Consider the following 14,690-nt stretch of genomic DNA (forward strand, 5'->3'; position numbering starts at 1 on the left):
GGCCGGTGGACACCGGATGTGGCGGACGCGGCACGTGGCCGTCGCCACAGCGGCCCCCCGGCTGTCGGTGACCCCGGCTACCGTTGCGTGGTGACCGCCGTGCTCAGCCATCCCGACCAGCTCAAGGAGCTGCTGGGCATCCCCTTCAACCGGGAGCAGATGGCGGCCATCGGCGCCCCGCTGCGGCCGGCCGTCATCGTCGCCGGCGCCGGCTCCGGCAAGACCACCGTGATGGCCGCCCGGGTCGTCTGGCTGGTCGGCTCCGGCGCGGTGCGCCCCGAACAGGTCCTCGGTCTCACCTTCACCAACAAGGCCGCCGGCGAACTCGCCGAACGCGTCCGCGCCGCCCTGCACCGTGCCGAGGTCACCGATCCCGAGGACGGCGAGGCGCTCGGCGAACCCGAGATCTCCACCTACCACGCCTTCGCCGGCCGCCTGCTCAAGGAACACGGCCTGCGCATCGGCATCGAACCCGACGTCCGGCTGCTCGCCGACGCCACCCGCTTCCAGCTCGCCGCCAAGGTGCTGCGCACCGCCCGCGGCCCCTTCCCCGCGCTCACCGGCACCTTCACCAACCTGGTCGCCGACCTCACCGCCCTCGACGGCGAACTCGCCGAGCACCTCGTCGAGCCCGCCGCCCTGCGCGCCTTCGACGAGGACCTGCTCGACGCCCTCGCCGGCGTCAGGCTCGGCAACGAGGACCTGCGGGCCGTGCCCGCCACCGCCCGCGCCCGGCTGGAACTGCTGCGCCTGGTCGAGGACTACCGGCGCCGCAAGACCGCCGCCGGCCTGATGGACTTCGGCGACCAGATCGCCGCCTCCGCCCGCCTCGCCCAGCAGCGCCCCGAGGTCGGCGCCCTGCTGCGCGACCAGTACCGGGTCGTGCTGCTCGACGAGTACCAGGACACCTCCGTCGCCCAGCGCCTGATGCTCGCCGGACTGTTCGGCGCCGGCCCCGACGGCACCGCCCCCGGCCACCCCGTCACCGCCGTCGGTGACCCCTGCCAGGCCATCTACGGCTGGCGCGGCGCCTCCGTCGCCAACCTCGACGACTTCCCCCGCCACTTCCCGAACGCCGACGGGACCCTCGCCGACCGGTACGCGCTCAGCGAGAACCGCCGTAGCGGCGGACGGCTGCTCGCCTTCGCCAACGAACTCGCGGCGCCGCTGCGCGCCATGCACGAGGGCGTCGAGGCGCTGCGCCCCGCCCCCGGCGCCGAGACCGACGGCCGGGTGCGGGCCGCGCTGCTGCCCAGCCACGCCGAGGAGATCGACTGGCTGGCCGACGAGATCGCCCACCTGGTGCGCACCGGTACCGCCCCCGGCCGGATCGCCGTGCTGTGCCGGGGCGGCGCCGCCTTCCCCGACGTGCACGCCGCACTGGTCGCCCGGGAGGTGCCGGTCGAGGTGGTCGGCCTCGGCGGGCTGCTCCACCTGCCCGAGGTCGCCGACCTGGTCGCGGTCTGCGAGGTGCTCCAGGACCCGACCGCCAACGCCGCGCTGGTGCGGCTGCTGATCGGCCCGCGCTGGCGGATCGGCCCGCGCGACCTCGCCCTGCTCGGCCGGCGCGCCGCCGAACTCGTGCGCACCGAGCGCCCCGAGGGCGTCGAGGCGCTCGCCGCCGCCGTCGCCGAGACCGACCCCACCGAGGTCGTCTCGCTCGCCGACGCCCTGGAGACCTTCCTGGACGCGCGGGAGGCCGACGAGCTGCCCTTCTCCGCCGAGGCCCGGGTCCGTTTCGCCCGGCTCGCCCGCGAACTGCGCGAGCTGCGCCGCTCGCTCGCCGAGCCGCTGATGGACGTGCTGCACCGGGTCCTCGCCGTCACCGGCCTGGAGGTCGAACTCGCCGCCTCCCCGCAGGCGCTGGCCGCCCGCCGCCGGGAGACCCTGCACGCCTTCCTGGACGTCGCCGCCTCCTTCGCCGACCTCGACGGCGACCCCGGCCTGGCCGCCTTCCTGGGCTTCCTGCGCGCCGCCCAGGAGCACGACCGCGGCCTGGACGCCGGCCTGCCCGGTGGCGAGGACACCGTCAAGGTGCTCACCGCGCACAGGTCCAAAGGCCTGGAGTGGGACGTCGTCGCCGTCCCCGGTCTGGTCAAGGGCGCCTTCCCGTCCTCGTCCCCGCGCGAGCGCTGGACCAGTACCAAGCGCGTCCTGCCGCACGCCCTGCGCGGCGACGCCGCCACCCTGCCCGACGTGCGCGGCGGCTGGAACGCCAAGTCCGTGAAGGAGTTCAGGGCCGCTCTCGCCGAGCACTCCGCGGTCGAGGAACTGCGCCTGGGCTACGTGGCCTTCACCCGCCCGCGCGCCCTGCTGCTCGCCTCCGGCCACTGGTGGGGGCCCAGCCAGAAGTCCCCGCGCGGCCCGTCCGCCTTCCTGGAGCAGGTGCGCGAGCACGCCGAGCGGCCCGGCAACGGCGAGATCGCGGCCTGGGCCGAGCCGCCCGCCGACGGCGAGGAGAACCCGGCGCTCGCCGCGCCCGTCGAACGCCCCTGGCCGCTGCCGCTCGACCCGGCCGCCCAGCACGCCCGCCGCCGGGTCGCCGGGGTGGTGCACCGCCGGCTGGCCGGGGAGCCCGCCCCCGAGCCCGAGCCGATGGCCCCCGAGGACCGCCGGCTGGTGGAGTCCTGGGACCGCGACCTGACCGCGCTGCTCGGCGAGTTGGAGCGCTCCCGCACCCGGGTGCGGCAGGTGCCGCTGCCCGCCTCGCTCTCCGCCACCCAGCTGATGCGGCTGGCCGCCGACCCGGACGGCTTCGCGCACGACCTCGCCCGCCCGATGCCCCGCCCGCCGCAGCCCGCCGCCCGGCGCGGCACCCGCTTCCACGCCTGGGTGCAGTCCCGGATCGAACCGCTGATGCTGATCGGCCCGGGTGCGCTGCCCGGTGCCGACGACGACGGCATCGAGGACGAGCAGGACCTGGAGCGCCTCAAGGAGGCGTTCCTGCGCACCCCGTACGCGCACCGCGAGCCGCTGCGGGTCGAGGCGCCCTTCCACCTGGTACTGGCGGGCCGGGTGGTGCGCGGCCGGATCGACGCGGTCTATCGTGACGGTGACGACGGGTCAGAAATCGGCGGCGCGTCACGCTACGAAGTGGTGGACTGGAAGACGCACCGGGAGGAGACCGCCGACCCGCTCCAACTCGCCGTCTACCGGCTGGCCTGGGCCGAACAGGCGGGCGTTCCCCTGGAGCAGGTCACGGCCTCGTTCCTGTACGTCCGCAGCGGCCGAATCGAACAACCCGCAGGACTTCCCGGCCGAAAAGAGTTGGAACGGCTCCTGATCGGGAACAGTGAAGAATGAGTCACGGAGAGCATTCAAGTCATCACGGCATCGGGCGAAACCTGTGCGTAGTGCACGTTTCGCGCATATTGTGGGGTCGGTAACCGGTCAACCCCCGAACTCCGGCCGCCAGCGACGCCCGCATTCCCTAACCCTCAGTCATCACCGCAGGTGCCCCAGGGCATCGGCGTCTTCTGCTGGAGAAACCGAAGTTGAGCGCGACCGGATGGATCAGAGAACGGTTCGCCGGGCCGGCCCCGGGGGCCGCACCCGGCGCGACCGGCACCTGGCCGAGGACGGCACTGTCGCTGCCGTTCATCGGCATGGTGCTGGTCGTCGTCCTCGACTACTTCACCGACGCCGCGGTGACCGTCGAACCGGCGCTCACCGCCGTCCCCGCGCTGGCCGCCGTGGTCAGCCGCCGCACCTGGTACCCCCTCGCCATCGGCGCCCTCACCGAGGCCGCCGCGTTCCTGATGGCCTTCCGCAACGGCGTGCTCGGCGAGTCCGTGCACAGCGCCACCGTCTTCGCCATCGTCCTCGTCGCCGCGATCGGCTGGGTCAGCGCCACCCTGAGGCTGCGCCAGGAGCAGTTGCTCGCCGACGCCCAGCTCGTCGCCTCGATCGCCCGCCGCGTCCTGCTGCGCCCCGTCCCCGACCGGATCGGCACCGTGCGCGCCGCCGTCCACTACGCGGCCGCCGCCGCCCACGCCCGCATCGGCGGCGACCTCTACGAGGTCGTCAACACCCGGCACGGCGTGCGCGCCGTCGTCGGCGACGTGCGCGGCAAGGGCCTGGGCGCCGTCGAGACCGCCGCCGCCGTGCTCGGCGCCTTCCGCGAGGCCGCCCACCAGGAGGCCGCCCTCGACCGGGTCGCCGGCTGGCTCGCCGACAGCCTCGACCGCGCCCTGCACGAGAACGACCACCCCGGTGTCGAGGAGGAGTTCGTCACCCTGGTCCTCATCGGCGTGCGCCCCGACGGCACCGCCGAGATCGTCAACTGCGGCCACCCCGCCCCGCTGCTGCTGCGCGGCACCGAGGCCGCCCGCCCGCTCGAACTCGCCGAGACGGTGCCCCCGCTCGGCGTCCTCGACCCCGCCGACGTCCGCCCCCCGGTCCACCGCGTCCCGCTGCACCACGGCGACCGGGTCCTGCTCTTCACCGACGGCGTCATCGAGGCCCGCGACCGGGCCGGCGCCTTCTACCCGCTCGCCGAACGCCTCCCGCGCTGCGCCCACGGCGGCGGCCCCGTCGACGTGCTGCGCCGCCTGCACGAGGACGTGGTGCGCCACGTCGGGCGCCAGCTCGGCGACGACGCCGCCATGCTGCTCCTCCAGTACGAGCCCCCGCCGGCCGCCGGAGCCCCCGCCGCCGCCGTCACCGCCGCGCACGCCCCCGCCGACCCTGACCGCCCGCTCACCCCGCCCGCCCCGCCCCTGCCGATGGTCCCCCAGCAGAACGGGCACCTGTCCCGGCAGTGACCGGGGCAGAGGCCTAGAGGGACACCCGCACCAGCAGCGGCCGGTGGTCCGAGACCCCCGTGCGCGGCGCGGACGTCGCCCCCACCGCGGAGCGCGGCACCCCCACCGCCAGAACGTGGTCGAACTGCACCGCCGGCCGGTGCGAGGGGTAGGTCGGCGTGCGCACCAGGTCCGACCAGCCCTGCAGCCGCGCCCGCGGCTCCCGCACCCGCCGCCGGCGCGGCTCCACCAGCGCCGGCCGGGCCCGGCGGGCCGCCCGCAGCTCCCGCACCCGCACCCGCGGCGCCGAACGCTCCAGCGCGCTCGCCCCGCCCAGCACCGTGCGCGGCACCGCGCCCACCAGATTGAAGTCCCCCAGCACCAGGTACGGCTGCGGCAGGTCGGCGATCCACCGGCGGATCGCCGCCAGCTGCGCCATGTTCCAGCCCGGCACGAACGACAGGTGCGCGGCCACCACGGTGAACGGGCCGTGCGCGCCCTCCAGGACGGCCGCCAGCGCGGCCCGCGGCTCGTCCGGCACCGGCGTCAGCCCGCGCCGCCCGGCCACCCGCAGCGGCAGTCCGAACGGCGCCGGCGCGAACCGGCGGGCCCGCCAGTGCTGTACCGGCAGCCGGGTCAGCAGTGCCGTGCCGTAGGCGGGCGGCGCGTCGTCGCCGACCTCGGCCGGTCCGTACACCCGGATCCCGGCGGGTGCCGAGGCCTCCGGCAGCCAGCCGGCCACCGGCGCGGGGCGGCCGTGCAGCGCGGCGGCGAACCGCCAGTCGGCCGCGCCCATCGCCTTGGCGGCGACGGCGGTCTGGTCGGTGCCGCCGGAGCGGGCCTGGCCGCGGTCCACCTCCTGGAGCGCCAGCACGTCGGCGTCCAGCGCGGCCACGGCCTCGGCGAGCGGCCCGCCGGGGTCGGCGGGGAAGGGCCGCGGGGCGCCGTCGGGCGCGAGCGGCTGACCGTGCAACAGATTGAAGGTGGCGATGCGCAACTGGCTCACGCCCCCCGACGTTACCCGGCGCCGGTGACGGCCGGACCCCCGGTCGGCTCCCTGACCGGCCCCCGGACGGACCCCTCCGGCTTGACCCGTCGAGCATACCCGGTATACATACTCGGTATGTCCATCCGCCACGGCCTGCTCGCCCTGCTCGACCAGGGGCCGCGCTACGGCTACCAACTGAGAACCGAGTTCGAGGCGCGCACCGGCGCCACCTGGCCGCTCAACGTCGGCCAGGTCTACACCACCCTCGCCCGTCTGGAGCGCGACGGCCTGGTCGCCCCCGCCGGGGAGGACGAGGAGGGCCACCAGTTCTACGCGGCCACCGACGCCGGCCGCGCCGAACTGCGCGCCTGGTTCGACACCCCGGTGCCGCGCACCAACCCGCCCCGCGACGAACTCGCCATCAAACTCGCGATGGCCGTCACCGTCCCCGGCGTCGACGTGCCCGCCGTGGTCCAGGGCCAGCGCCGGCACAGCATCAAGGCGCTCCAGGACTACACCCGGCTCAAGGCCCGCGCCCTGGCCGGCGAGGCCCGCCCCGGCGGCGCCGAGGAGCAGCCCGGCTCCGACCTCGCCTGGCTGCTCGTCCTCGAACAGCTGATCTTCCAGACCGAGGCCGAGGTCCGCTGGCTCGACCACTGCGAGACCCGGCTGGCCCAGCGCGCCGAGATCGAACAGGCGCGGGCCGCCGAGACCCGCGACGGCCCGGGCCCGGCCGCGCCCACCCGGTTCGGCCGCCGCCGCAGCAAGGCCTGAACCACCCGGACCGGCTGAACCGCCCGAACCGGCTGAACCACCTGAACCGCCCCGACGCACCCGACGTACCCGAACCGTCCGAACCATCCGAACCACCGGCCCGCCCGCGCCACCGCGCGACGGCCCCACCACAGCAGGGGGAATCGTGTCCCACACCGGTCCGAGCGGGAACGGCGCCAACGCCGTCCTGCACCTGGACAACGTCACCCGCGTCCACGGACAAGGTGCCGCCGAGGTCCAGGCGCTGCGCGGAGTCGACCTCAAGGTCCACCCCGGCGAGTTCGTCGCCGTCATGGGCCCCTCCGGCTCCGGCAAGTCCACCCTGCTGACCCTCGCCGGCGGCCTCGACACCCCCAGCACCGGCCAGGTCCTGGTCGAGGGTGTCGCGCTCGGCGGACTCAACCGCAAGCGGCTCGCCGAGGTCCGCCGCCGCTCCGTCGGCTACGTCTTCCAGGACTACAACCTCATACCGGCCCTCACCGCCGCCGAGAACATCTCCCTGCCGCGCGAACTCGACGGCCTGTCCACCCGCGCCGCCCGCCGCGAGGCCCTCGCCGCGCTGGAGGAGCTCGGCATCCCCGAACTCGCCGACCGCTTCCCCGACGACATGTCCGGCGGCCAGCAGCAGCGCGTCGCCATCGCCCGCGCCCTCATCGGCGACCGCCGCCTCGTCCTCGCCGACGAACCCACCGGAGCCCTCGACTCCACCACCGGCGAAGCCGTCCTCGCCGTGCTGCGCGCCCGCTGCGACGCCGGCGCCGCCGCCATGATGGTCACCCACGAACCCCGCCACGCCGCCTGGGCCGACCGCGTCGTCTTCCTGCGCGACGGCCGGATGGTCGACGAGAGCGCCAGCCAGGACGCCGGCAGCCTGCTCGTCGCCGCCGCCGCCAACGCGAAGGGCCCGGTGGGCGAGTGAAGCTCGGTTCCTGGCGGGTCGCCCTGCGCATCGCCCGCCGCGACGCCCTGCGCGCCAAGGGCCGCAGCGCCCTGGTCGTCGCCATGGTCGCCCTGCCCGTGCTCGGCGTCACCGGCGCCGACGTGTTCTTCCGCAGCGCCGAACTCGACCCCGTCGAGAAGATCGAGCGCACCATGGGCCGGGCCGACGCCTCCCTGGAGATCGTCGAACGCGGCGCCATCGTGCTGCAGACCCCCGACCCCGGTGTCGAGCGCAAGATCACCACCGTCGACGAGGCGAAGAAGGAGAACGGCAAGCCCGTCCTCACCCCCGAGCAGCAGCGCGGCCTCGACACCCCGCCCGCCGACCTCGTCCGGCAGCTGCTGCCCGGCGCCACCCTGGTGCCGCTGCGCGAGGGCCCCTACCTCACCACCAGCACCGCCGAGGGCCTCACCAACGTCCGGGTCACCGAACTCGACCTGACCGACCCCGTCTGGCAGGGCCGCTACGACCTGGTCAAGGGCCGCGCGCCGAGCGCCGACCACGAGATCGCCGTCACCCAGGCCTTCCTCGACACATCCGGGCTGAAGATCGGCGACCGCACCTCGCCGCGCGGCCTCGAAGCCACCCCGTACACCATCACCGGCGTCGCCGAGCACCCCGGTGACCTGCGCGGCCTCACCCTGTTCGCCCGCCCCGGCGCCCTGCTCGACCCGCTCGCCAAGCTGCCCGGCAGCGCCGAGTCCGCGCCGCGCGGGCGCACCTCCGTCAGCGAGGAGGTCAACAACTGGCTCGTCAAGCTGCCCGCCGGGACCGCCCTCGACTGGGCCAAGGTCGTCGAGCTCAACAAGTACGGCTTCCTCGCCGCCTCCCGCAGCGTGATCCTCGACCCGCCGCCCCGCGCCGAGGTTCCGTACTACGTCTACCAGGACAGCCAGGGCGGCGGCAGCGGCCCCACCCCGTTCCTCGACCGGACCTCGGTCGTCATCATGGGCACCGTCATGGGCATGGCCCTGCTGGAGATCGTGCTGCTCGCCGGCCCCGCCTTCGCCGTCGGCGCCCGCCGCTCCCGCCGCCAGCTCGGCCTGCTCGCCGCCGGCGGCGGCGACCGCTCCCAGGTGCGCGCCGTCGTCCTCGGCGGCGGCGTCGTGCTCGGCCTCACCGGAGCCGTCGTCGGCCTGGGCCTGGGCCTCGGCCTGGTCGCCCTGCTGCGCACCCGGGCCGAGGAGTTCTCCGGCCAGCGCTTCGGCCACTTCGACCTCCAGCCGCTCGACCTGCTCGGCATCGCCGCGATCGGCCTCGTCACCGGCCTGCTGGCCGCCGTCGTGCCCGCCGTCCAGGCCTCCCGGCAGGACGTCGTCGCCGCCCTCACCGGCCGCGACAACCTCAAGCCGCCCAGCCGCAAGCTCGCGCTGCTCGGCCTGCTGATGCTCGGCGGCGGCTCCGCCCTCGCCCTGCTCGGCGCCACCGGCGACTTCGGCGGCCGCTCCCTCAGCGTCCTCGGCGGCTCGGCGATCGCCGAACTCGGCATGGTCGCCCTCGCCCCCTACCTGGTCGGCCTCTTCGGCCGGATCGGCCGCTGGCTGCCGCTCGGCCCCCGCCTCGCCCTGCGCGACTCGGTGCGCCACCGCGGCCGCACCGCCCCCGCCGTCGCCGCCGTCATGGCCGCCGTCGCCGGCTCCGTCGCCGTCGGCGTCTACACCGTCAGCAGCGACGAGGAGCAGCGCCGGGAGTACGTCGCCTCCGGCCCCGCCAACGCCGTCATCCTCTCCGCCGGCTGGGGCGCCGGCTCCGACGGCTCGCTGCTGCCGCAGATGCGCGGCGCCGTTCAGAACACCGTCCCCGGGCTGGGCACCCGCGCCGATGTCCAGCGCGTCAACTACCAGGGCGACTGCATGGTCAGCCGCAACGGCAACTGCGGCTGGGCCACGCTCGCCCTGCCCGAGGAGCGCCGCTGCCCCGCCTGGGGCCGCCACAGCCTGCAGGTCAGCCCGCAGGAACTGGAGCGGCTCAGCCGCGAGGACCCGCGCTGCAAGTCGGACCGGATCTCCCGCGGCAGCCCCTTCGGCATGGTCCAGGCCGGTGACGGCGCCCTGCTGCGCAACCTCTACGACGTCACCGACACGGCCACCGCCCAGGCCCTCGCGGCCGGCAAGGCCGTCGTCTTCGACGAGCGCTTCATCAAGGACGGCAAGGCCCTCCTGGAGCTCACCGAGCCGAGGGACCAGAACAACCCCGAGGCCGAGCCGGTCGTCCACCCCGTCACCGTCGACGCCCACCTCGCCGACTCCCCGCTGGGCCGCTTCGACCAGGTCGTGCTCAACCCCGACACCGCGCAGCGCCTCGGCCTCACCACCCGCGACAACGGCTCGGTGTGGCGGCCCGACACCGCGGCCACCGACGGCGCGGAGCAGAAGGCCCGCGCCGCGCTCGCCAAGCTCACCGACGGCGTCCAGTTCGACATCGAACGCGGCTACCAGTCCCCGGGCAACCTGATCACCCTCGGCCTCACCGTGTTCGCGGGCCTGGTCGCGCTCGGCGCCGCCGGCATCGCCACCGGCCTCGCCGCCGCCGACTCCCAGCGCGACCTGACCACCCTCGCGGCGGTCGGCGCCGCACCCCGGATCCGGCGCACCCTGTCCGGCTTCCAGTGCGGCGTCATCGCCGCCATGGGCGCCGTGCTCGGCGCCGTCGCGGGCATCGTGCCCGCGATCGCCCTGCGCAAGGTCGAGGCCGCCACGTACGCCTATCCCGGGATGAGCGCGCAGGAGCAGGCGGCCAAGGAGGTCATCGTGTTCCCCTGGCTCAACATCGGGGGCACCCTGATCCTGCTGCCGCTGCTCGCGGTGGCGCTGGCCGCGCTGCTCACCCGCTCGCGGATCTCGCTGCTGCGCCGCACCGGCTGAGCCGCTCCCGTCGCCCCGCCCCCGGCACCCCGGACGCCCGCGCGCGTCCGGGGTGCCGGACGCATGTGCCCGGCGGGGTGCCGGGGCCGGTGCCGGACGTACGGGTCGGGCGGGGTGCCGGGGGCCGGGGGCCGGTGCCGGACGTACGGGTGACGGACGTAACAGGCCCCGGGGTGCCCACCCTTCGGGACCGGGGCCGCTCGCAGGCACCCGGGCGAACTAAAGTCGTCCGTATGACGAGAACTCCGGACAGCGTCGTCCGCTCCTTCATCGACCAGCACCGGCCCGCCTTCCTCGCGGACCTCGCGGACTGGCTCCGCATCCCCTCGGTGTCCGCCGACCCCGGCCGGGCCGACGACGTCCGCCGCTCCGCCGAGTGGCTGGCCGCCAAGCTGCGCGACACCGGCTTCCCGGTGACCGAGGTCTGGGAGACGGACGGCCTGCCGGCGGTCTTCGCCGAGTGGCCCTCCGGGGACCCGGACGCGCCGACCGTCCTCGTCTACGGCCACCACGACGTGCAGCCCGCCGCCCGCGAGGACGGCTGGGCGACCGACCCGTTCGAGCCGACCGTGGTCGGCGACCGGCTCTACGCCCGGGGTGCCGCCGACGACAAGGGCCAGGTGTTCTTCCACACCCTCGGTGTGCGCGCCCACCTGGCCGCCACCGGCCGCACCGCGCCGGCCGTCAACCTCAAGCTGCTGGTCGAGGGCGAGGAGGAGTCCGGCTCGCCGCACTTCGCCGACCTGGTCCGCCGTGAGGCCGACCGGCTGGCCGCCGACGTCGTGATCATCTCGGACACCGGTATGTGGTCCGAGACCACGCCGACCGTCTGCACCGGCATGCGGGGCCTGGCCGACGCCCAGATCGACCTGTACGGGCCGGACACCGACATCCACTCCGGTTCCTTCGGCGGCGCCGTGCCCAACCCGGCCACCGTCGCCGCCGAGCTGGCCGCCGGCCTGCACGACGCCGACCACCGGGTCGCCGTCCCCGGCTTCTACGACGGCGTGGTCGAGCTGACCGACCGCGAGCGCGCGCTCTTCGCCGAGCTGCCCTTCGACGAGGCGGCCTGGCTGCGGACCGCCAAGTCCTACGGCACCCGCGGCGAGGCGGGCTACTCCACCCTGGAGCGGATCTGGGCCCGCCCGACCGCCGAGGTCAACGGCATCTGGGGCGGCTACACCGGCCCCGGCGGCAAGACGATCGTGCCCGCCTCGGCCCATCTGAAGCTCTCCTTCCGGCTGGTCGCCGGGCAGGAGGTGGAGAAGGTCCGTGAGGCGGTCCGCTCCTGGGTGGCCGACCGGGTGCCCGAGGGCATCCGGTACGAGCTGGTCTTCCCGGGCGCGACCCGCCCCTGCCTGACCCCGCTCGACCACCCGGCGCTGCAGTCCACCGTGCGGGCGATGGGCCGGGCGTTCGAGCAGAAGATCCTGTTCACCCGTGAGGGTGGCTCCGGCCCGGCCGCCGATCTGCAGGACGTGCTCGGTGCGCCGGTGCTGTTCCTGGGCATCTCGGTGCCCTCGGACGGCTGGCACTCGGTGGACGAGAAGGTCGAGCTGGAGCTGCTGGCCAAGGGCGTCGAGACCGCCGCCTACCTGTGGTCCGACCTGGCCGAGAACTGGCGGCCCGGCGGCGAGCACGCGTGAACCGCGGGCGCGCGGGCACACCGGGCCGGGCACGTCCCGACCCGGTGGCCCGGGCGAACCCGACCGTGGGACCCGAACCGTCCGGAAGACTCATCACGTGGGGATGGAACAGTTGAGCACCGTGCCTGAGACCGAACGCCCGCTGCACCTGGCGCTGGCCCGGGCCGGGGTGGACCGGGCGGCCCAGCACCGGTTCGACGAGCCCTGGCTGGCGGCCGCGTGGAGCCACCCGTCCACCAAGGTGCTGCCGATCGCCGGCGGCGAGGCGTTCGTGGTGGACACCGGGCAGGGGACCGAGCTGGTCCTGCTGCCCTCCTTCGAGGCGCCGCAGGGCGGCGACCGGTACTTCCTCGGCACCGACGAGGACGGCGTCTCCTACTTCGCGCTGGCCGGCGAGAGCCTGCCGGGCCGGCTGGACGGCGACGCCCGTCCGGCCGGGCTGCGCGAGGTGGGCGCGCTGCTCTCCGACCGGGACTCCGGACTGCTGGTGCACGCCGTCGCGCTGGAGCACTGGCACCGGCTGCACAGCTTCTGCTCGCGCTGCGGCCACCCGACCGAGAAGGCCGGTGCCGGGCACGTGCGGCGCTGCACCTCCTGCGCGGCCGAGCACTACCCGCGCACCGACCCGGCGGTGATCATGCTGATCACCGACGAGCAGGACCGCTGCCTGCTCGGCCGCCAGGCGCTGTGGCCGGAGGGCCGCTGGTCGACGCTGGCCGGCTTCGTCGAGCCGGGGGAGTCGATCGAGCAGGCGGTGGTGCGCGAGGTGTACGAGGAGGCCGGGGTGCGGGTCGCCGAGGTCTCCTACGTGGCCAGCCAGCCGTGGCCGTTCCCGTCCAGCCTGATGCTGGGCTTCCTGGGCCGGGCGCACCCGGAGGGCACCGGGATCACCGTGGACGGCGAGGAGCTGGCGGAGGCGCGCTGGTTCTCCCGGGACGAGCTGCGGGCGGGCATGGAGGCGGGGGAGATCCTGCCGCCGTCGGGGATCTCGATCGCCCGCCACCTGGTCGAGCTCTGGTTCGGGGAGCCGCTGCCGGCGGCGGCCCGCTGGTAATTCCGGCGGGCGGTTCACGGAGCGTTCCACGGATTGGGGGCGCGCGGAGTTGATCTGCGCGCCCCCAATTTCCTTTTCGAACCCTTCTCCCCAGGATGTTCGTAACCGGAGCGGCCCTGTCCAGTACGGTCCGTAGGGCCCCGGCGAGCGGAGTCACCGATCCCGGTCGACTTTGCCGCAAACGCCTGAAAGCCCCTCACCCGGCTCGCTACATTCACTCGGGTGACAATCCCCCGGGGCACCGCCCAATCCCCCAAATACCAGCGCCTCGCCGCCGACCTGCGCCGCCGGATCGCCGAGGGCGAGTTCACCACCGCGGCCGCACTCCCGGTCGAGAGCGAACTGGAACGCCAGTACGGCGTCGCCCGCAACACCGTCCGCCTCGCCGTCGACGTCCTCGTCAACGAAGGCCGGCTGGTCCGCCTCCAGGGCAAGGGCACCTACCTGCGCGAGCACCCCGTGCTCGACCACCGCGCCTACGGTCCCGCCCCCCGCCTCGACCCGCAGGGCGCCGCCCCGCACGACTGCCTGGCCGTGCCCAGCGCGGTCTACCGCGGCGAGGCCGCGGAGAGCGGGCGCGAACTCGGCGTCGACTTCGAGATGATGATCGTCCGGGCCCGCGTCGACATCGCCGAACGGCTCGGACTGCGCCCGGGCGAGGCCATCGTCGTCCGCCGCCAGCTGCGCATGCTCGACCGCGAGCCGTACTCCATCGAGGAGAGCCACTACCGGGCCGGCCTCGCCGCCGGCACCCCGCTGATGGAGCCCGACCAGATCGACGGCGGCGACGAGGCGGTGCTCGCCGCCCTCGGCCGCACCGAGGTCGGTGCCGTCGACCACCTGGTCGCCCGGATGCCCGGGCCCGAGGAGGCCCAGTGGTTCCAGGGCGGGCCGGGGGTGCCGCTGGTGGTCCAGACCCGGGTCACCTACGACCGGCGCGGGCCGGTGCGGGTCATCGAGACCCGCTACTCCGCCGACCGCAGCCGGCTGGTCTACGGCGTCGGCGACCTCGGCGCGCGCGCCTCGCTGCCGGCACCGGCCGCGCCCGTCGACCCGGCCCGGGCGGACGCGCCGTAGCCGCGGCGTGCGTGCGGGCGGACGGATGCGCGGACGGGTCGGTGTGCGAACGGGTCGGTGTGCACCGGCCCGGCGCCGCGGGGGCGCCGGGCGCTGGGCGTCAGGCCGCCAGGGCCTTCTTCACCTGCAGCAGGCTCGGGTTGGTCATCACGACCTGCTCGCCGCCGCCGGCCGGCTTCACCAGCACCGTCGGAACGGTCTGGTTGCCGTTGTTCACCGACTCGACGAAGGCCGCCGACGCCGGGTCCTCCTCGATGTTGATCTCGGTGTAGCCGATGCCCTCGCGCTGCAGCTGGCTCTTGAGCCGGTTGCAGTAGCCGCACCAGGTCGTGCTGTACATCGTCACGCTGCCGGACATCGAGGGGACTCCTTCGGGTAGGGGAGGGGCCTGCACGGGGGCGCCGCGCGGGTCACGCGGCTCCGGGGGGTCAACGCCCACCGACCGGCGGTCATTCCGCACCCGGACCGGCCGGGTCGCGCCCGCGTACGCCCGTCCGAACCGGCGCGGGGCGGAAGGTACGCGCCCCCGCGTGCCACCATCCGCCGTCCGCAACGCGATCATCCTGCGATCACACCGCACCTGTGGACAACCCCGCCCGCGATGT

The 14,690-nt window shown here is 75.1% G+C and carries 10 protein-coding genes; 8 read left to right on the plus strand and 2 right to left on the minus strand.

The genetic code is table 11. The features are described 5' to 3' along the window. The first annotated feature begins 90 nt into the window (after positions 1 to 90). Positions 91 to 3,303 carry an ATP-dependent DNA helicase gene (locus ABZW10_RS13765; protein ID WP_355363732.1) on the plus strand — a complete coding sequence of 1,071 codons (3,213 nt, stop codon included), beginning with the start codon at positions 91 to 93 and terminating at the stop codon, positions 3,301 to 3,303. 191 nt (positions 3,304 to 3,494) lie between these two features. After that, on the plus strand, positions 3,495 to 4,763 hold the full coding sequence (locus tag ABZW10_RS13770; protein ID WP_355363734.1) for a PP2C family protein-serine/threonine phosphatase: 1,269 nt from the start codon (positions 3,495 to 3,497) through the stop codon (positions 4,761 to 4,763). Positions 4,764 to 4,776: 13 nt separating this feature from the next. Here the strand turns inward: ABZW10_RS13770 and ABZW10_RS13775 are convergent, their stop codons facing one another. Beyond that, entirely contained in the window at positions 4,777 to 5,748 is a 972-nt protein-coding gene (locus ABZW10_RS13775) for an endonuclease/exonuclease/phosphatase family protein (protein WP_355363737.1), read from the minus strand. A gap of 117 nt (positions 5,749 to 5,865) precedes the next feature. Here ABZW10_RS13775 and ABZW10_RS13780 point away from each other — a divergent pair, with 117 nt between their 5' ends. The 6 genes from ABZW10_RS13780 (at position 5,866) to ABZW10_RS13805 (ending at position 14,085) form a co-directional block, all read left to right on the plus strand. Beyond that, positions 5,866 to 6,504 (plus strand): PadR family transcriptional regulator, encoded by a 639-nt coding sequence (locus ABZW10_RS13780; protein WP_355363741.1) that lies wholly within the window; start codon positions 5,866 to 5,868, stop codon positions 6,502 to 6,504. A 145-nt stretch (positions 6,505 to 6,649) separates the two neighbouring features. Beyond that, the gene (locus tag ABZW10_RS13785; RefSeq protein WP_355363744.1) at positions 6,650 to 7,423 is read left to right on the plus strand and encodes an ABC transporter ATP-binding protein; all 774 of its coding nucleotides are present in this window, start codon (positions 6,650 to 6,652) and stop codon (positions 7,421 to 7,423) included. Continuing rightward, positions 7,420 to 10,308: an FtsX-like permease family protein gene (locus tag ABZW10_RS13790; RefSeq protein ID WP_355363747.1), complete on the plus strand. Its 2,889-nt coding sequence runs from the start codon at positions 7,420 to 7,422 to the stop codon at positions 10,306 to 10,308. Before ABZW10_RS13785 ends, ABZW10_RS13790 begins: the two co-directional genes overlap by 4 nt. A 233-nt stretch (positions 10,309 to 10,541) precedes the next feature. Continuing rightward, a complete protein-coding gene (locus ABZW10_RS13795; protein WP_355363750.1) occupies positions 10,542 to 11,954 on the plus strand; it encodes a dipeptidase in 1,413 nt (470 codons plus the stop codon). A 103-nt stretch (positions 11,955 to 12,057) separates the two neighbouring features. Beyond that, positions 12,058 to 13,008, plus strand: coding sequence for an NAD(+) diphosphatase (nudC, locus tag ABZW10_RS13800; RefSeq protein ID WP_355363753.1), 951 nt, complete (start codon positions 12,058 to 12,060; stop codon positions 13,006 to 13,008). A gap of 222 nt (positions 13,009 to 13,230) precedes the next feature. Further along, a complete protein-coding gene (locus ABZW10_RS13805; protein ID WP_355363756.1) occupies positions 13,231 to 14,085 on the plus strand; it encodes a GntR family transcriptional regulator in 855 nt (284 codons plus the stop codon). A gap of 100 nt (positions 14,086 to 14,185) precedes the next feature. Here the strand turns inward: ABZW10_RS13805 and ABZW10_RS13810 are convergent, their stop codons facing one another. Continuing rightward, positions 14,186 to 14,443 carry a mycoredoxin gene (locus ABZW10_RS13810; protein WP_344345785.1) on the minus strand — a complete coding sequence of 86 codons (258 nt, stop codon included), beginning with the start codon at positions 14,441 to 14,443 and terminating at the stop codon, positions 14,186 to 14,188. Between the last annotated feature and the right edge of the window lie 247 nt (positions 14,444 to 14,690).

The sequence above is a fragment of the Kitasatospora sp. NPDC004723 genome, from assembly GCF_040609255.1.
In the GTDB taxonomy this organism is placed as follows: domain Bacteria; phylum Actinomycetota; class Actinomycetes; order Streptomycetales; family Streptomycetaceae; genus Kitasatospora.

Coding starts and splice junctions, on each gene's coding strand:
- ABZW10_RS13780 (WP_355363741.1), top strand. CDS start 5,866: ATGTCCATCCGCCACGGCCTGCTCGCCCTGCTCGACCAGGGGCCGCGC.
- ABZW10_RS13795 (WP_355363750.1), top strand. CDS start 10,542: ATGACGAGAACTCCGGACAGCGTCGTCCGCTCCTTCATCGACCAGCAC.
- nudC (WP_355363753.1), top strand. CDS start 12,058: ATGGAACAGTTGAGCACCGTGCCTGAGACCGAACGCCCGCTGCACCTG.
- ABZW10_RS13810 (WP_344345785.1), bottom strand. CDS start 14,443: ATGTCCGGCAGCGTGACGATGTACAGCACGACCTGGTGCGGCTACTGC.